Below are 17,834 nucleotides of genomic sequence, written 5' to 3' on the forward strand. Positions count from 1 at the left end.
ATGTAACGAGGTGACACGCAGCGCTATGCTGAAATCACTCGCGCGCCCGGCGCTCAAGCATCCCCATCCGTATCGTTGCGGACCGCGACAGTGCAATCCGGGCGCTCTCGAACTGTTGGAGAAGGGCTTCACCGTGTCGGAATTGCAGTGGGAAGAGATCGATCGGCGCGCGGTGGACACCGCACGCATTCTGGCTGCGGATGCCGTGGAGAAGGTCGGCAACGGCCACCCCGGCACCGCGATGAGCCTGGCGCCGGCGGCCTACCTCCTCTACCAGCGGGTGCTGCGTCATGACCCGACAGACACCGACTGGCTCGGCCGAGACCGCTTCATCCTGTCTGCGGGTCACTCCTCCCTCACCCAGTACGTCGAGCTGTACCTCGGCGGCTTCGGGCTCGAGCTCGACGATCTGAAGGCGCTGCGCACATGGGGCTCCCTCACCCCCGGGCACCCCGAGTACGGTCACACCAAGGGCGTCGAGATCACCACGGGGCCGCTCGGCCAGGGCCTGGCTTCGGCCGTCGGCTTCGCGTACGCCTCGCGCTACGAGCGCGGTCTGTTCGACCCCGAGGCGGCGGCCGGCACCAGCCCGTTCGACCACTTCATCTACGTCATCGCCGGCGACGGCGATCTGCAGGAGGGTGTGACCAGCGAGGCGTCCTCGCTCGCCGGACACCAGCAGCTCGGCAACCTCATCGCGATCTACGACTCGAACCAGATCTCCATCGAGGACGACACCAACGTCGCCTTCACGGAAGACGTCGCTAAGCGCTACGAGTCGTACGGCTGGCAGGTTCAGGTCGTCGACTGGAAGAAGAGCGGCGAGTACGTCGAAGACGTCGCCGAGCTCCACGCCGCCATCGAGGCCGCGCAAGGCGAGACCTCCAAGCCGTCGCTGATCATCCTGAAGACGATCATCGGCTGGCCGTCGCCCGGCAAGCAGAACTCGGGCAAGATCCACGGCGCCGCCCTCGGCGCCGACGAGCTCGCCGCGACCAAGAAGGTCCTGGGCTTCGACCCCGAGCAGCACTTCGCCGTCGCCGACGACGTCATCGCCCACACCCGCGGGCTCGCAGCCCGCGCAGCCGAGGCCCGCGCGGCCTGGCAGGAGTCCTTCGACGCCTGGGCCGCCGCGAACCCCGAGCGCAAGGTGCTGCTCGACCGCCTCGAAGCGGGCGAGCTCCCGGCCGACATCGACTCGGCTCTCCCCGTGTTCGAGGCCGGCAAGGACGTGTCGACCCGCGCCGCATCCGGCCAGGTCATCAACGCCCTCGCCGCCGAGCTCCCCGAGCTGTGGGGCGGATCGGCCGACCTCGCCGAGTCCAACCTCACCACGATCAAGGACGCGAAGTCCTTCATCCCCGCCGAGTGGTCGACCCACGAGTGGTCGGGCAGCCCCTACGGCCGCGTGCTGCACTTCGGCATCCGCGAGCACGCGATGGGCGCGATCGTCAACGGCATCAAGCTGCACGGTCCGACACGTCCGTTCGGCGGCACCTTCCTCATCTTCAGCGACTACATGCGCCCCCCGGTGCGGCTCGCCGCGCTGATGGACATCCCCAGCATCTTCGTGTGGACGCACGACTCCGTCGCCCTCGGCGAGGACGGCCCCACGCACCAGCCGGTCGAGCAGATCGCGACCCTGCGCGCGATCCCCAACTTCACGCTCGTGCGCCCGGCCGACGCGAATGAGACCGCGGCGGCGTGGCTGGAGATCCTCCGGCGCAACGGCGGCCCCTCGGGCATCGCGCTGACCCGTCAGAACATCCCGGTGTTCGCACGTGGTGAGGGCGCTGCATCCGGCGAGGTCTTCGCCTCGGCGTCGAACACGGCCCGCGGCGCCTACGTCCTCGCCGAGGCGCCGAACGGCACCCCCGACGTCATCATCGTGGCGACCGGCTCCGAGGTGCAGCTGGGCGTCGACGCCCGTGCGGCTCTCGCCGCCGAAGGCGTGAACGTCCGTGTGGTCTCCGCCCCGTCGCTGGAGTGGTTCGCCGAGCAGGACGAGGCCTACCGCGAGTCGGTGCTGCCGGCATCCGTCACCGCCCGTGTCTCCGTCGAAGCGGGCTCCGTCCTCAGCTGGCGCGGCATCGTGGGCGACCGCGGCCGCTCCGTCGGCATCGACCACTTCGGCGCATCCGCCGACTACAAGACCCTGTTCCGCGAGTTCGGCATCACGACCGAGGCCGTCATCGCCGCCGCCCGCGAGACCCTGGCCGCACAGGCCAACTGATCAAGGAGTCACGACAATGAGCACCCCCACCGCAGATCTCGCAGCCGCCGGCGTCAGCATCTGGCTCGACGACCTCTCTCGCGCCCGCATCAACTCCGGCAACCTGACCGAGCTGATCGAGACGCGCAACGTCGTCGGCGTCACCACGAACCCGACGATCTTCGCGAACGCGATCACCAACCCCGACGACACGTCGTACGACGCGCAGGTCACCGAGCTCGCCGCATCCGGCGCGACCGCGGAGGAGGCCGTGTTCGCGGCCACGACGCAGGACGTCGCCGCAGCACTCGACGTGTTCCGTCCCGTCTGGGAGGCGTCGAACCACGTCGACGGCCGCGTCTCGATCGAGGTCTCCCCCGATCTCGCACACGACACCGAGGGCACCGTGGCGCAGGCCAAGGAGCTCTGGGCGAAGGTCGACCGTCCGAACCTGCTTGTCAAGATCCCCGCGACGAAGGCCGGTCTTCCTGCCATCGCCCAGGCGATCGGCGCCGGCATCAGCGTCAACGTCACGCTGATCTTCAGCCTGGAGCGCTACGCCGAGGTCATCGACGCGTACCTGACGGGTCTCGAGACCGCGAAGGCCGCGGGCATCGACCTGTCGACCATCGAATCCGTCGCCTCGTTCTTCGTGTCGCGCGTCGACACCGAGACCGACAAGCGCCTGTCGGCGATCGGCACCCCCGAGGCCGAGGCTCTCAAGAGCAAGGCCGGCCTCGCGAACGCCCGTCTCGCATACGAGCTCTACGAGCAGACCTTCGCGGGCGATCGCGCCAAGGCTCTCCTCGAGGCCGGCGCGAACCTGCAGCGCCCGCTGTGGGCGTCGACCGGCGTGAAGGACCCGGCGCTGCCCGACACGCTCTACGTCACCGAGCTGGTCGCGCAGGGCGTCGTCAACACGATGCCCGAGAAGACGCTCGAGGCCACGTTCGACCACGGCGTGGTCACCGGTGACACCATCACGGGCGGCTACGAGGAGGCTCGCGCGGTCTTCGCCGGACTCGCGGAGCTCGGCATCGACTTCGCCGATGTCACCCAGGTTCTCGAGGACGAGGGCGTCGCCAAGTTCATCGATTCGTGGCACGATCTGCTCACCCAGGTCAAGGAAGGGCTCGAGGCGCAGCGATGACATTCGCGCTGCACGCGTCGGGCGCGGCCAAGGCCGCCATCGACGAGACCGTTCCCGGTCTGGTGCACGACCTCGTGGCCTCCCGCATCACGAACGGCGATGCCACGCTGTGGGGTGCGGATGCCGAGGCCGAGGCCTCCGTCCGGCTCGGGTGGGTCGAAGCCGTTACGGTCTCTCGCCCGCTCGTGGCGGAGATCGTCGCGCTGCGCGAGGAATTCGCTCGGAAGGGCGTCACGCGCGTCGTGCTCGCCGGAATGGGCGGGTCTTCGCTCGCGCCGGAGGTCATCGCGCAGACCGCACGTCTCGAGCTGACGATCCTCGATTCGACTGCTCCTGGGCAGGTGCTCGCGGCCCTCGACGACGGCATCGAGAACACGGTTCTCGTCGTCTCGTCGAAGTCGGGATCCACGATCGAGACCGACTCGCAGCGGCGCACGTTCGAGGCCGCGTTCCGTGATCTCGGGATCGACCCGGTGGAGCGGATCGTGGTCGTCACCGACCCGGGCTCCCCTCTCGACGTGTCGGCGCGAGCAGCTGGCTATCGCGTGTTCAACGCCGATCCGAACGTGGGCGGACGCTATTCCGCGCTCACCGCGTTCGGCCTCGTGCCCTCGGGGCTCGCAGGCGTCGACGTCGCCGAACTCCTCGACGAAGCAGAGGCCTCTCTGCTCGAGGTCGCGGTCGATTCGGCCGAGAACCCTGCCCTGCGTCTCGCCGCCGCCATCGCGGCCACGAGTCCTCGCCGCGACAAGCTGGGGCTCGTCACCGACGGCACGCACATCGAAGGGCTGCCCGACTGGATCGAGCAGCTGATCGCCGAGTCCACCGGCAAGCAGGGCACCGGGATCCTTCCCGTCGTCCTTCTTCCGGTCTCTCCCGAGCTCGACGCCACGCCGACCGATCTGCAGATCGTCAGGCTGGTGGACGACGCGAACGAGTTCCATCTGCGCGAGCAGCACCCCGGTGAGATCCTCGTCTCGGGCACGCTGGGTGCGCAGTTCATCGTGTGGGAGTACGCGACGGCCATCGCCGGTCACCTGCTCGGCATCAACCCCTTCGACCAGCCCGACGTCGAATCGGCGAAGGTCGCAGCCCGCGGTCTGCTCGACGTGCGGCCGGAACCCACGGCACCGGTCTTCGTCGAGAACGGCGTCGAGGTCCGCGTCTCGGATGCCGCCCTCGCAGCGTCGGGAACGGTCGAGGGCGTCCTCGACGCGCTCTGGGCACGTCTGGGCGAAGACGGCTACGTCTCGATCCAGGCCTACGTGAACCGCATCGACGTCCCGCAGCTGCATGGCCTCCGAGAGCTCGTCGCCGCGGACGCGGGGCGACCGGCCACATTCGGGTGGGGACCCCGCTTCCTGCACTCCACCGGCCAGTACCACAAGGGCGGCCCTGCACAGGGCGTGTTCGTGCAGATCCTCGAGCGGACGGACGTCGATCTCGAGATCCCCGACCGCCCGTTCACGTTCGGTCAGCTCATCCAGGCACAGGCCGCGGGCGACGCGGCCGTTCTCGCCGATCATGGCCGTCCGGTCGTCACGCTGACGATCACCGACTCGTCGGCTGACGTCCTCACCCTTTTCGAAGCAGCCCAGAAGTAACAGCCAGGAGAATCCCCCACCGATGTCTGTTCCCATCTCGCGCGGGCACAACCCGCTGCGCGACCCTGACGATCGTCGCCTCAACCGGATCGCGGGGCCCAGCGCCCTCGTGATCTTCGGTGTGACCGGTGATCTCTCGCGCAAGAAGCTCATGCCCGCGGTCTACGACCTCGCCAACCGCGGCCTGCTGCCGCCCGGATTCGCCCTCGTCGGGTTCGCCCGCCGTGACTGGGAGGATCAGGACTTCGCGAAGGTCGTCTACGACGCCGTCAAGCAGCACGCCCGCACGCCCTTCCGCGAGGAGACCTGGGAGCAGCTGCTCCAGGGAATCCGGTTCGTCTCGGGCGAGTTCGACAACCCCGCATCCTTCGCCAAGCTCCGGGAGACCGTCGACCAGCTCGACACCGAGCGCGGCACGATGGGAAACCACGCCTTCTACCTGTCGATCCCGCCGAAGTCCTTCGCGGTGGTCGCGCAGCAGCTCAAGGACTCGGGACTCGTCGGCGAGGATCAGGGCGAGGACCGCTGGCGCCGCGTCGTCATCGAGAAGCCCTTCGGTCACGACCTCGAATCCGCTCGCGAGCTGAACGAAGCCCTCGAAGTCGCGTTCTCGGCCGACTCGATCTTCCGCATCGACCACTACCTCGGCAAGGAGACGGTCCAGAACATCCTGGCGCTGCGCTTCGCGAACGAGCTGTACGAGCCGATCTGGAACCGCAACTACGTCGACCACGTGCAGATCACGATGGCCGAGGACATCGGCGTCGGCGGCCGCGCCGGCTACTACGACGGCGTGGGCGCTGCCCGTGACGTCATCCAGAACCACCTTCTGCAGCTCCTCGCCCTCACGGCGATGGAGGAGCCCATCAGCCTCTCGGCCGAGCATCTGCGGGCTGAGAAGGAGAAGGTGCTCGCGGCCGTGCACGTGCCGGACGACCTGGCGCTCGCGACCGCCCGCGGGCAGTACGCCGGCGGCTGGCAGGGCGGCGAGAAGGTGACCGGCTTCCTCGACGAGGAGGGCATGGACCCGGAGTCCGCCACCGAGACCTATGCCGCGATCAAGCTCGAGATCGACACGCGCCGCTGGTCGGGCGTGCCGTTCTACCTGCGCACCGGCAAGCGTCTCGGCCGCCGCGTGACCGAGGTCGCCGTCGTGTTCAAGCGCGCCCCGGAGCACCTGTTCGGCCGCAGCAACACCTCGGAACTCGGGCAGAATGCGCTCGTCATCCGCGTGCAGCCCGACGAGGGCGTCACGCTCCGCTTCGGCTCCAAGGTCCCCGGCAACGGCACCAACGTGCGTGACGTGACGATGGACTTCGGCTACGGCCACGCCTTCACCGAGGCGAGCCCCGAGGCGTACGAGCGGCTGATCCTGGACGTCCTGCTGGGCGACCCTCCCCTGTTCCCCCGCCACGAGGAGGTCGAGCTCTCCTGGAAGATCCTCGACCCGGTGGAGAAGTTCTGGGCCGCAGAGGGCGGTCCTGTCGAGCAGTACGCATCCGGTTCCTGGGGCCCGGCATCCGCCGACGCCCTGCTGGCCCGCGACGGACGAGTCTGGAGACGACCGTGATCATCGACCTTCCCGACACGACCGTCAGCCAGGTCGCGAAGAACCTCGTCAAGGCGCGCGAAGAAGGCGGCGTGGTCGCCCTCGGGCGCGTGCTCACCCTGGTGATCTCGGCGCGCAACGGCGTCGCAGAAGCCGCCATCGACGCTGCGAACGACGCCTCTCGCGAGCACCCCATGCGGGTGATCGTGCTCACGACCGGTGACGGCGAGTCCCGTCTCGACGCGCAGATCCGCGTCGGCGGCGACGCCGGGGCGAGCGAGGTCGTCGTGCTCCGTGCATACGGCGAAGCCGCCAGCAACGAGGAGAGCCTGATCACCGGTCTCCTGCTGCCTGACGCTCCCGTCGTCGCCTGGTGGCCCGAGGACGCGCCGGCCGCGCCATCGGCGTCGCCCCTCGGACGCATCGCACAGCGCCGGATCACGGATGCCGCGACGGCGTCCGACGTGCGCGAGCGCCTGGACCTTCTGGGCGCGACGCACGCACCCGGCGACACGGACCTCGCCTGGACCCGTCTCACGCACTGGCGTGAGCAGCTCGCCGCCGTGCTCGACCAGCCGCCGTTCGACGAGGTCACGGCCGTCGAGGTCCGCGGGGCCTCCGCGTCGCCCTCGACGGCGCTGCTCGCCGCGTGGCTGCAGATGGCTCTCGACGTGCCGGTGCGCTGGTCGTACGAAGATCCGGAGAACTGGCAGGAGGGCATCAAGTCCGTGCGGCTCACGCGCGCGGCGGGAGACATCCTGCTCGAGCGTCCGGCGCCTGGCATCGCGGTGCTCACGCAGCCCGATCAGCCGAACCACGACCTGCATCTGCCGCGGCGCACTCTCCGGGAGTGCCTCGCGGAGGAGCTGCGTCGCCTCGACCCCGACGTCCTGTACGGTCGAGTCATCACCGAGGGCTGGGAGAAGCTGGGTCCGCCCGAGACAGGAGAATGATGTCGATGCAGGCAGCGCCCGCAGAGAAGCGGGTCGTCGTCGAACCCACCCCGGCCGCACTCGCGGCCAGAGTGGCTGACAGGTTCATCACGCGTCTGCGTGCTCGCACGCGCAGCGGCCGTGTCGCCCATATCGCCTTGACCGGCGGTTCCATGGGCGGTTCGGTGCTGCGCGCCGTCGCGGAGAATCCGCGTTCGGCGGGCATCGACTGGTCGCTCGTGCACTTCTGGTGGGGTGACGAGCGCTACGTTCCGCGCGACCACGCCGATCGCAACTCCGTGCAGTCCCGCGAGGCGCTGCTGGATCGCATCGACGTGCCCGCCGAGAACGTGCACGAGGTCGCCGGGCCCGACAGCGGACTCAGTCTCGACGAGTCGGCAGCGGCGTATGCCGCGGAGCTCGCCCGTTTTGCAACCGACGAGAACCCGTGGCCGACCTTCGCCGTCTGCTTCCTCGGAGTCGGGCCCGACGGGCACATCGCCTCGCTCTTCCCCGATCGCCCCGAGGTGACGGTGACGGATGCCGCGGTGCTTCCCGTGCGGGACTCGCCCAAGCCTCCGCCCGAACGCGTCACGCTCACGCGCCCCGTCCTGAACTCATCGAAGCGGGTATGGCTCGTCATCACGGGCGCCGACAAGGCCTCCGCTCTCGGGCTCGCCCTTGCAGGGGCGAGCTACACAAGCGTGCCGGCAGCAGGCGCGAAGGGCCGCAAGCGCACGGTGTTCTTCGTCGACGAGGCCGCGGCCTCAGAAGTCTCCCCCGACCTGATCGACCCGGCCTACTGAGCTACTGGGGCCCTGACCTACTGGGCGCTGAGCCCTACTGTGGCGCTGGGTGCTACTGGGGCCCTGAGCCTGTCGAAGGGCCGGCACTCGAGCCTCGCTCGATGCCGAGGTCCTGGCTCTCGCTGAGCACCTGAGGGTGATAGCGGGCCAGCCCGACGACGCCGAAGACGGCGATCGCGCCGGCGAGGCCGAAGATCGCCAGCACCCAGCCGGGGGCGGCCGCGGCCTCGCCCAGCACGAGCATGCCGATCAGCACGGCGACCATCGGGTCGACAACGGTGAGGCCGGCGATCACGAGGTCGGGCGGACCCGAGCCGTAGGCGGTCTGCACGAAGTACGCGCCGACCGCGGATGCCGCGACGAGAGCGATCACGCAGATCACCGTGATCCAGTCGAAGCTGCCGTTCTCGACGCGGTTGATCGTCGCCTTCGCGAGCGTGGCGACGAAGCCGTAGAGGATGCCGGCGCCGATCACGTAGAACAGCGCCCGCATCCGGTGGCGCAGGACCAGCCAGGCGGCGCCGAGCGCGATGATCACGACCAGCAGGATCGCCAGGATCGTGAACAGCTCGATGTCGCCGATGGCCTTCTCGGTCGCGAACACCGCGGCGAAGGAGACGAAGAGGAAGATGCCGCCGACGCAGCACACGATGGCTGTGATCGACTGCTTGGTGGGCGTGTGACCCGACACCCGGGCGTTGAGGAGGGTCGTGATGACCAGGGCGATCGCCCCGAGCGGCTGCACGACGATCAGGGGCGCCACAGCCAGTGCGGAGAGCTGGCACACGATCGCCAGGGCGAGCATCAGCGTTCCGATCAGCCAGGACGGCCGGGCCAGAAGGCGCTTGAGCTGATCGAAGGTGAGGCCGGACGCAGCATCCGAACCGCTGAGCTGCTCGACCTTCTCGACGCCTCGGTGCTGGTACTGCGCGCCCAGCGACATGAAAACGGCACCGGCCAGAGCCAGCGGGATGCCGAGCAGGAGCTTGGGGTTGTTGAAGACGCCGACGAGCTGCTCGCTCACGTCCTCGCTGCTCAGCCACACCGAAATGCTCACCCTACGACACTACCCGGCGCTTTCGCCCAAGTAGGGTTATGGCGTGGCTGTACTTCCGATTCGCATCATGGGCGATCCCGTCCTGCACTCCCCCGCATCTGCCGTCGATGGCATCACCGACGAGATCCGCTCGCTCGTGGCGGACATGTACGAGACCATGGACACGGCGCCCGGCGTCGGACTCGCCGCTCCGCAGGTGGGCGTGCCCCTGCGTATCTACACATACTCGTACGTGGACGACGACGACCAGCCCTGGCGCGGCGTTCTCATCAACCCCGAGCTGTGGATGGTGCCTCTGGAGCCGGGCGACCCGGATCCCGACCTCGAATCGGAAGGATGCCTGTCCTTCCCCGGTGAGCGCTTCCCGTTGCGCCGCTCAGAGCGCGTGCGCGTCACCGGCACCGATCTCGACGGCGGCCCCGTCTCGATCGACGTCGACGGATGGCGTGCGCGGATCATGCAGCACGAGTTCGACCATCTCGACGGCATCATCTACGTCGACCGGCTGTCGGACGGAGATTGGAAGACCGTGCAGAAGATCGCCCGCAAGCGCGGATGGGGCCGTCCCGGCGTCAGCTGGACGCCCGGGATCGACGACCTCGAGGGATGACTCTCCCAGCCTGATCAAAGGCATTTTCAAGTTGCATCACAGACTTCTGGCGAGATAGCGTCATATCCGTGGGCGCCTTCATGCGCCCGCGCACCATTGTCTCTGGAGGGGTACACATGATGAAACTGCGCACGCGTCGCGCACTTGCTCTCGCAGGTGCTGCGGCAGCACTGTCGCTCGCACTGACCGGCTGTAGCGCGCTGAACGGCATCCTCGGCGGCGGCTCGGGAGACGCCGACCGCGACGAGGAGTCCGGCCAGGTCACCGAGAGCTCGAACATCGACATCTTCGCGCTGAAGGTCGGCGACTGCAAGATGGAGAGCCCCGAGGGTCTGCTCTCCGACGCCGACGTGGTCCCCTGCGAAGAGCCGCACGATGAAGAGGTCTACTTCGAGCTCAAGATGGACGACGGCGAGTTCTCCAGCGAGGCTGTCGACGCCGCGTCGCAGGAGTGCATCGGCGATGCCTTCACCAACTTCATCGGCATCGACTACAACTCGTCGACGCTCGAGGTCTACCCGATCACCCCGACCCAGGACACCTGGGACCAGCTGAACGACCGCGTCATCCAGTGCGTCGTCACGAACCCCGCCGGGCAGACCACCGGCTCGCTCGCGGGCACCGGTCTCTGAGCGACTTTCACACAGCAAGAGAAGAGGCCCCGCCAGTCGGCGGGGCCTCTTCTCTTGTCATACCGCGCTCGACCGACGCCGGAACAGCCGCCACCAGTGGGTGTCGACCACGATGGAGCCCAGCTTCGTTCCGATGCACAGACTCACGAAAACGGCGAGAGCCGCGGCGACGGGGGCGACGTCGAACGACGTGATCGCCACGAGGCCGACGGTTCCCGGTACCAGCAGCAGGAACGCCGGCTGGAACGTGATCGTCGCCGGGATCGCGAATGACGAGCGCTCGACGAGCCTCGCGATGATGAAGAGCACAGACGCTGTGGCGCCGGTCGCGATCGCGCTCCCGGCGAACGGTGCGATCAACACCAGGAGGGCGTAGGCGACGCCCATCGCGGCGATGCTCACGGCGGTCAGCCGGTACCCGGCGCCGAACGCGATGCTGATGCCGATCGCGAGGGCTGCCACGCCCATCCAGCTGAACCCGGCCGACGGCAGCGATGCCCAGGCGGGGCCGGCGCTCAGCACCCCGCTGACGTCGGCGAGCAGGAACGCGGAGTCCTGGTCGATCGTGAGTCCTATCCATGCGCTTCCGGCGGCGATCCCGGCAGCCTTGAAACCCAACTGAACGATGCCGTAGACGAGCCGGGATGCGCCCGAGACGACATCCGCCGCTGTGAGTTCGAGAAGTGCGTTCGTGATGAGAGCGCCAGGGACCAGGATCGCGATCGGCGCGCAGACGGCGAACAGCGGCACTGAGGAGTAGCCCAGCATCGCCGCCGATTCGCTCACGAGGACTGTCGACAGCAGCGCGACGAGAAAGGGCACGATCGCGGCAGCGGGTCGGATGCGCCGCAGCAGCACCGACAGCGCGCCCATCAGCCCCGCGACGACGGCCGCCACCAGAACCGCCCACCAGGGGCACCGGAACAGCACGGCCAGCCCGGCGGCGAGCAGAGTGTTGCCGGCGGTCCAGCGCACCAGCGGCATCCGCATCGCTGCACTTCTGATGCGCTGCTGCTCCGCGCCCAGCGCGTGCTCCAGCGTGATCCGACCGTCGCGCAGGCGGTGCATCATTCGGCTCACCATCGCGGACTGCCGGGTCGACAACGACGACGCGAAGCTCATCCTGAGGATCGAGCCCGCCTCGCCCGTGAGCGGCGACACGAATACGGCTTCCGGAAGAACGGCGAAGGAGAGCTCCTCCTCCGGCGCGATGCGCTCACGGATCTCCTCGAGAGCGTCGCGTGCGTCGGTCGCCGAGAACCCTGCCTCGAGCAGGAGGGCGCCGAGCTGCGCGAACTGCGGGGATCGGGACATCCGCCAGGCCTTCATCGACTGGGGTGGGAAAGGGAGAACCCCCGGCCTTCATGCGAAGGCCGGGGGTCTTGGCTCCCCGGCTTGGACTCGAACCAAGAACCTGCCGTTATGGCACCTCATGGCCTGAGAACGCCGGGAGGCGTCACATCCTGAACGAATAGTGAGCGGACAACTCCAGATCAGTTAGTACTTCTTAGGAGCGGACCAGTGAGTTGACCTCAGCCCACGATACGCGTTGTTTCGCATTGGAGCGACATGATTCGGACTATTTCGCGTGGTTTCAGAGAGTTCTCGGTGAGTAAAAGGTGAGTGGAACACGTCCACACAGCCACGCTGGAAGCGCTGACTCAATTCGGCAAGATCCGGCGGCGGCTGGCGATACGGGGGCAGGCAGCAAGACGACCACAACCGGGAAACGACCGCGAGAGGTACCGGTGACGGCGCGCGGACTGTGAGACAACGTGGGCACGGCGTTCCTGCCCACCGACATCGACGCCCACCCGCGAGTCGCTTACGCCGAGATCTGCACGGACGAGAAAGCCGTCGCCGCGACCAGTGTGCTCCAGCGCCGTCGCCTGGTTCGCTGACCGCGGCGTCACCGCCGGACGGGTCTTACCGACAACGGGTCGCTCTACCGCTCGTGCGCCTGGCACGACGCCCACGCTTTGCTCGGCGTCCGGCACAAGCGCCCTTGCCACCCACGAACGAACGCAATATTGAATGCTTCCACCGCGCCTTCGCGGATAGCTGGGCCCACGCCCGCTTCTGCTCCTCATCTATTTGACTCTCGACGCGCTGCCCGGCTGACTGTACTTCCACAATCGCCTCAGGCGTCACTCCGCCGTCGGAACCCCACTCAGCAGCAGACTCAACAACTGACTGGACATCGCAAGGTTCTCGCTTTTCCGCGCCTTGTCTTCGTCCGCATGCTCGCGGGCGAGTTCTTCGTCAGATCCCGGCATCCGGCCATCGGTAGCTCGCGGTTCACACGGGGAAGGCGCCCGAATCACCGCAGACATTCTTGCGTGAGGTGCGCGCAGTACTTCCCGGAAGTCCTCCGTGAGTGAAGTCGGCACCTTGCAGGAGTACGCCGAGGCGGGATAGCGTGCCACTGGGGGGTGTAAGAGTTGTTTCTTGAGTTGCGTCGCAGAGAGTTAGTTCAGTTCGTCATCGATGATGTGAACCTCGCCATCGCGATCACACCGATCGCGCCATCCCTGCGAGAGCGAGCTGATCGAAACCGCGAACACGCCAAGCGTCTTATGCTCGTCCGGGACCGGGACGAGTCTGATCTGGCATTTGTCATGGCCGAGGAAGCGTGCTTCGCCCTCCTTAAGAGGAATGCTGGCGCTCGTCGCGGTCCCAGTCAGCGCTACACCGACTTTCCTTCCAACGCAGGTCAAGTCGCCCTCTATCGGGAGCCCGTGGGTTCAGCACCGATGGAGACAACACTACGTTGCGCCGGCGTCGCTGGTCTTTCAGTGGCACACGCGTCCGGTCTCGCTGTAGCCGCAGCCGCAACGACGCCCGTAGGGGTCGATGTCGAAGAAGTAGAGACCTATACAGCGATGGAGCCCCTCATACGGCGCCGCCATCAGGGCGTGACACCTGTACTCGACGACTGGCTCAGTCGCGAAGCGGAACACAAGATGCACCTGGCAGCAGGAAGCCAAATCGAAGTCGATGTCGGCGCCGTCATTCATCGATGGGGATTCTGGTTACACCACAAGAGACGAATCTGGCGCGTCGTCGTCACACGAAACGGAGGGAGCGGTAATGATTGCTGATGCAATGAAGACAATCGCAGACGATGAGAACGAGGTGGAAGACGTCATCACATTCGTGGATGGCGGCGTACCACAAGTGACACCAGTCTTACAATTGCCACCCGAAGCGGCAAAGGCCGTCGTTGACGGGCTCGCGGCTGTCGTCCGCCGTGCGCACGCAGTGGCCGACGACCCGGGCGCGCAGCAAGATCTCCGTCAGCGATCGCAGAAGTTCGAAGAAGGCGACGTGTTTCTTCTCGAGCGCGCCTATGACAACTACGAAGCGTCGAGATACGTGATGGACTTCTATGACGTCGACGCCGCCGATATCTGCTCTCGCATGCACTTTCACACAGGAAGCCGGATGGTTCGCATCATGACCGGCCCCGGGACTCAGCTACGAATTGGTTCGCTGACACAGTTCTCGATGCCCGATGTGAGTGCCGCGGTTCCGTTCGCCTTAAGGTACTTTCAGGACGACCTCCCGGATACGCCGCCGGGAACGCATCGGACTCGCCACAACTTGATCGTTCCAGAGAACTCCTGGGTTGATATGCAGATCCCAAAGCATGTCGCGCACCAGTTCAACGCGATCGGCCCCAACGCGGTGATCGATACGATTCACCCTGAGGAGAGCAAAGAGACCGCCCGAGAGCACATGAGCGACTACCGCATGATGGCACAGACGATCTTCCTTGCCGACGAACTCCCGGCTGCCGAGTCATGCAACCTGATCCCGGACTAACGTCCGTGGATCCCGAGGTGCTTGACGTCGGCTATGTCCTTGACTCGAATTACGTCGAGGCAACCTCCGTTTCATGCCTATCGGTCATGTTGCGAGCCCGTCGAAAGGTGCGCTTTCACGTCGCGTCGCTGTCCGGCGCGCTGCGTCTGCTCCCTGCCGTACAGCGTCACGCTGCCAAGGAAGGTCATCAGATCTGCTATTTGAGTCTGAGACCACCTCTTGATGGCCATGAGTTGCCCGCGCTGGCGTTTCACCAACACGTTACCGGCGCAAGCTGGTTGATATTCAGATTGTTTGACGAGGCTGAGACCGAAAGTGGACACCTTCTGTATCTAGACGGCGACACACTTGTCTTGGGCTCTTTGGACCCGGCGCCGCTTACCCCTGTCAGCCCATCAGCGGTTGCCGCCCGCATCGATCCATGGAACCCGACGATCGATTCGCCGAAGGGCGTCCAGGCCTGGGCGGAACTCGGACTTCCACCCGGCGCTTCGAATGTGAATAGTGGCGTGGTTTGCGTGGACGTAGAGCGGTGGAGAGACGATTCGCTCACGGCTGCTGTCGTGCAAGGCATCGCATTCAGTGGCCCACGTATGTTGCTGGGTGACCAGGAGGCGCTCAACGCGGCGCTGGCCGGCCGCGTTACACCGCTACCTCCCGAGTACAACGCGATGGTGATGTGGGACATCGACCCGTACAACCCTGGTCTGCGCCGCGCTCGACAATCGCCGAGTGAAGGACAAGTGATTCGTCACTTCGCTGGCTGGCGTAAGCCGTGGTTACCGGAGTGGCAGAGTCAACCGCACGGCGAGGAGTGGCATCGTCTACGGCGAATGCTGCTAGAGAGCGGCGCGGGCTGACGCCAAATCGATCGCAAGCCGACCCGCCTCTCGCTTGTACTCCTCGTCGTTCTTCCCGAGACGACCTTGCGTCTCGGCGATCCGGACGAAAAAGAGGTCTTGGAACGCGGCCCGCTGTCGCCTGTCCCAAGGTGCCATCAATCGTCGCGCGAGTGCATTCGCCCAGTCTTCGGTAGAAAAGGCAGCCACTTGCGAGGGCAATGGCACCCCGAGGTTCGGCCGGTCACTCTTCAAACGGAGGAGTGCGTCTTCCGCGACAGCTTGTATCCGCCCGGGATCTGCGACTCGCGCTCGGGATCGGTCCAGATCACCCGGGGCAGCGAACGATCTCCAACTAGACGGTGGGGGCCAAGACCCGCGCCTAGCAATGGTAGATGCAGCCGTTATGACCTCATCGATTTTTGCGGTCATATCCGCGCGGATACCGGATGTCGTCCCCGCGCGCCATCCCTGGTTCTTCCCACCGTCCAGGACAACTTCAGACAGTCGCCCGATATCCAGCGCGTGTTGAAGCAGCTGCAAGTCGATTCCGAACCCACCGGAAAATACTTGCCCCCCACGGGCGAGAACGGATTCGATGAACCGGTGCGATACAGCGAAGTCTCCCCCTATTGGCTCCCGAATAGCCACGCCCGTTGATGCGAGCACGGTCGGAACAGCGATGTGGTTGCTCATGTTCGCGTCATTCCATACCCTGGCGTAGCGCCCCACGACCATGTTTGCCCCATTCGCAAGTGCAACAGCGAAGGCGTGAGTCCATTGTGCGGGCACTCCGATTAGGTCGGCATCGACGCTAACTACGCCGTCGAACCGCTCGCTAAGGGCGTACTCGAACATGGCCCGAATGTTGTTCCCTTTACCACGCCCCGCGACTGAAAGTACAACTTTGGGCAATCGGGAGGGTGTCGCGAGAAAGCGTTCGACCGTTTGGTCAACCGAGCCGCCATCAGCTAAGCAAAGAACTGTGGATATCCGACTGAGTGATTCGCCACCGGCAGCGAGGCCTGCGGTGACGCCAGCAATCGTGTCCTCTTCGTTGAGAGCGGGTATGCCGAGCAGCAAACGTCTCAAGCTCCCCATCGGAGGACCTTACCGTTCGCGGTGCGCGGCACTTCGTTGCGAACTTCTGCGGTCACCGCGGCGTGCGTCAATCCGATTTGCTTCTTGAGCACATCGAGAATGGCCATGCGCACGGTCTCCGGGTCCTTCACGTCGGGATGAACGCGGAACAGAACTGACACTGCCTCGCCCAGGACCGGATGCTCTGCCCGCAAGGCCGCAGCGTCGGCGACCCCGCTCACCGTCTGTACGTAGCGGTCAACCTCGTCTAGAGAGACACCGACGCCGCCCACCTTGATGATGTTCTTGTAACGACCAGTCAGTGTCAACAGCGGCTCGTCTCGACCAGGGAGGAACGACATGAACCCCTCATCACCGGACCGAAACCAGCCATTGCGGAAGGCAGCAGAATTAGCGCTCGGCGCGCGATCATACCCAAGCATCACGCTTTTTCCGCGCATGCAGACCTCGCCGCGCTCTCCAGTCCGAACGGGAGAACCATCGAGCGTAAAGACCCCTACCTCGCATTCATGAATCGCGCTGCCCACCATTGGGATCGGGGCATCCAGCACGCAAATTCGATATTCCTCTTCATTGAGGTCCGTGGGCAGGGATGTTGCGAAGTTCGTTGTTTCGGAAAGTCCGTACCCTTGGACGATTTGCTTGCCCAGCCGTTCCCAAATCGCGCGAGCGGTCCTTGCAGACAATGGAGCGGCCGCCGACACGAAGTATCGCAGTGATCGAAGATCAGGTTTGCCTCGAGTAGACGCGATGGCATCGAGGAGAGCCGGCACAACGCTCGCGACTGTCGCGCTATGCTCAGCGCACGTCGCGAGATACGTCAACGGATCGAATTCCCGTAGAAGCACGCTCGTCGCGCCCGCGAGCAACGGCGTGATCAGGCTTAGCTCTAGCCCGTTAGCATAATACATCGGCAGCACACCCAGGAGGCGATCTGTCGGCCCAAGGCGGTGCAGATCGGCCAATGCCGCGCAGTTCACAAGCACATTACGATTTGATTGGACAACAGCTTTCGCCGCGGCCGTAGATCCGGTCGTGAAGAATATGACCGCCGGGCTATCTGCGTGCGGGGCAGCGCGATCTACGTTGGGGCTGCAGCCGATGCGCGTGGCCGCGTCGGCGACGAGATCTACGATTCCCTCGCGCCGAACTGGTCCGTCGACTAGTACGCTCCTGTCTCCGAACCAGATCTTCGCCGACGTTGCGCGCAACTTCGACAGTTGACGCTCTGTCGGATCGTTGCCAGGAATCATGACGCAGGTCGCACCCAGCGCGACGATGGCGCAGAAAACTGCCAAATCAGAGATCGAATTGCTAGGGCTTAGCGCGACCCTATCTCCGGCACACACACCATATCGACCGGCGAGCTCTTCGGCGATACAGTCGACTTTCTTGCCAAGCTCGCCGTAGGTGATTTCGGTTCGTTCGGCGCCAGCACCGACTTCGATCACAGCGATATGCTCTCCGCGCCGATGCCATTGTTCGACAAGTTCAGGGAGCGTCTCAGGGTTTGACAC

At 65.8% G+C, this 17,834-nt stretch carries 14 protein-coding genes; 10 read left to right on the forward strand and 4 right to left on the reverse strand.

The annotated features are described in order from the left end of the window. Positions 1-133 precede the first annotated feature (133 nt). From tkt to pgl, 6 genes are read left to right on the forward strand one after another with little or no spacing between them, the layout of a single operon-like run. A complete protein-coding gene (gene tkt / locus QFZ53_RS13600; protein WP_292909655.1) occupies positions 134-2,233 on the forward strand; it encodes a transketolase in 2,100 nt (699 codons plus the stop codon). 16 nt (positions 2,234-2,249) lie between these two features. Continuing rightward, on the forward strand, positions 2,250-3,362 hold the full coding sequence (tal, locus tag QFZ53_RS13605; RefSeq protein ID WP_292909653.1) for a transaldolase: 1,113 nt from the start codon (positions 2,250-2,252) through the stop codon (positions 3,360-3,362). After that, positions 3,359-4,966, forward strand: a complete 1,608-nt coding sequence (locus QFZ53_RS13610) for a glucose-6-phosphate isomerase (protein WP_307297272.1) — start codon at positions 3,359-3,361, stop codon at positions 4,964-4,966. Before tal ends, QFZ53_RS13610 begins: the two co-directional genes overlap by 4 nt. Positions 4,967-4,988: 22 nt before the next feature. Then, the gene (zwf, locus tag QFZ53_RS13615; protein ID WP_292909649.1) at positions 4,989-6,536 is read left to right on the forward strand and encodes a glucose-6-phosphate dehydrogenase; all 1,548 of its coding nucleotides are present in this window, start codon (positions 4,989-4,991) and stop codon (positions 6,534-6,536) included. Next, the gene (locus tag QFZ53_RS13620) at positions 6,533-7,468 is read left to right on the forward strand and encodes a glucose-6-phosphate dehydrogenase assembly protein OpcA (protein WP_292909647.1); all 936 of its coding nucleotides are present in this window, start codon (positions 6,533-6,535) and stop codon (positions 7,466-7,468) included. The genes zwf and QFZ53_RS13620 overlap by 4 nt, the downstream gene beginning before the upstream one ends. A 5-nt stretch (positions 7,469-7,473) precedes the next feature. Continuing rightward, on the forward strand, positions 7,474-8,253 hold the full coding sequence (gene pgl / locus QFZ53_RS13625) for a 6-phosphogluconolactonase (protein WP_373426289.1): 780 nt from the start codon (positions 7,474-7,476) through the stop codon (positions 8,251-8,253). Positions 8,254-8,305: 52 nt separating this feature from the next. Here the strand turns inward: pgl and QFZ53_RS13630 are convergent, their stop codons facing one another. Continuing rightward, on the reverse strand, positions 8,306-9,304 hold the full coding sequence (locus QFZ53_RS13630) for a DMT family transporter (RefSeq protein WP_373426331.1): 999 nt from the start codon (positions 9,302-9,304) through the stop codon (positions 8,306-8,308). Positions 9,305-9,353: 49 nt separating this feature from the next. Between QFZ53_RS13630 and def the strand changes: the two genes are divergently transcribed. Then, positions 9,354-9,920, forward strand: coding sequence for a peptide deformylase (gene def, locus QFZ53_RS13635; protein WP_292909641.1), 567 nt, complete (start codon positions 9,354-9,356; stop codon positions 9,918-9,920). Positions 9,921-10,036: 116 nt separating this feature from the next. After that, positions 10,037-10,552, forward strand: a complete 516-nt coding sequence (locus QFZ53_RS13640; protein WP_307297278.1) for a septum formation family protein — start codon at positions 10,037-10,039, stop codon at positions 10,550-10,552. A 57-nt stretch (positions 10,553-10,609) separates the two neighbouring features. Here the strand turns inward: QFZ53_RS13640 and QFZ53_RS13645 are convergent, their stop codons facing one another. Beyond that, positions 10,610-11,866, reverse strand: coding sequence for a threonine/serine exporter family protein (locus tag QFZ53_RS13645; RefSeq protein ID WP_307297279.1), 1,257 nt, complete (start codon positions 11,864-11,866; stop codon positions 10,610-10,612). Between the two features lie 1,478 nt (positions 11,867-13,344). Beyond that, positions 13,345-13,569 (reverse strand): hypothetical protein, encoded by a 225-nt coding sequence (locus tag QFZ53_RS13655; protein ID WP_307297281.1) that lies wholly within the window; start codon positions 13,567-13,569, stop codon positions 13,345-13,347. Positions 13,570-13,642: 73 nt separating this feature from the next. On the opposite strand from QFZ53_RS13655, the gene QFZ53_RS13660 reads away from it, so the two are divergent. Together QFZ53_RS13660 and QFZ53_RS13665 are read left to right on the forward strand one after the other, a co-directional pair. After that, entirely contained in the window at positions 13,643-14,377 is a 735-nt protein-coding gene (locus QFZ53_RS13660) for a hypothetical protein (RefSeq protein ID WP_307297284.1), read from the forward strand. Between the two features lie 5 nt (positions 14,378-14,382). Then, on the forward strand, positions 14,383-15,237 hold the full coding sequence (locus QFZ53_RS13665) for a glycosyltransferase family 8 protein (protein WP_307297285.1): 855 nt from the start codon (positions 14,383-14,385) through the stop codon (positions 15,235-15,237). A 1,067-nt stretch (positions 15,238-16,304) separates the two neighbouring features. On the opposite strand, the gene QFZ53_RS13670 is transcribed toward QFZ53_RS13665, so the two are convergent. Continuing rightward, positions 16,305-17,834 (reverse strand): class I adenylate-forming enzyme family protein, encoded by a 1,530-nt coding sequence (locus QFZ53_RS13670; RefSeq protein WP_307297286.1) that lies wholly within the window; start codon positions 17,832-17,834, stop codon positions 16,305-16,307.

This window comes from Microbacterium natoriense (genome assembly GCF_030816295.1).
Taxonomy (GTDB): domain Bacteria; phylum Actinomycetota; class Actinomycetes; order Actinomycetales; family Microbacteriaceae; genus Microbacterium; species Microbacterium natoriense_A.

What these genes read in the sequence shown, in the direction of transcription:
- pgl (WP_373426289.1), top strand. Translation starts at nt 7,474, where the DNA reads ATGCAGGCAGCGCCCGCAGAGAAGCGGGTCGTCGTCGAACCCACCCCG.
- QFZ53_RS13655 (WP_307297281.1), bottom strand. Translation starts at nt 13,569, where the DNA reads ATGAATGACGGCGCCGACATCGACTTCGATTTGGCTTCCTGCTGCCAG.
- tal (WP_292909653.1), top strand. Translation starts at nt 2,250, where the DNA reads ATGAGCACCCCCACCGCAGATCTCGCAGCCGCCGGCGTCAGCATCTGG.
- QFZ53_RS13660 (WP_307297284.1), top strand. Translation starts at nt 13,643, where the DNA reads ATGATTGCTGATGCAATGAAGACAATCGCAGACGATGAGAACGAGGTG.
- QFZ53_RS13645 (WP_307297279.1), bottom strand. Translation starts at nt 11,866, where the DNA reads ATGTCCCGATCCCCGCAGTTCGCGCAGCTCGGCGCCCTCCTGCTCGAG.
- QFZ53_RS13640 (WP_307297278.1), top strand. Translation starts at nt 10,037, where the DNA reads ATGATGAAACTGCGCACGCGTCGCGCACTTGCTCTCGCAGGTGCTGCG.
- zwf (WP_292909649.1), top strand. Translation starts at nt 4,989, where the DNA reads ATGTCTGTTCCCATCTCGCGCGGGCACAACCCGCTGCGCGACCCTGAC.
- QFZ53_RS13610 (WP_307297272.1), top strand. Translation starts at nt 3,359, where the DNA reads ATGACATTCGCGCTGCACGCGTCGGGCGCGGCCAAGGCCGCCATCGAC.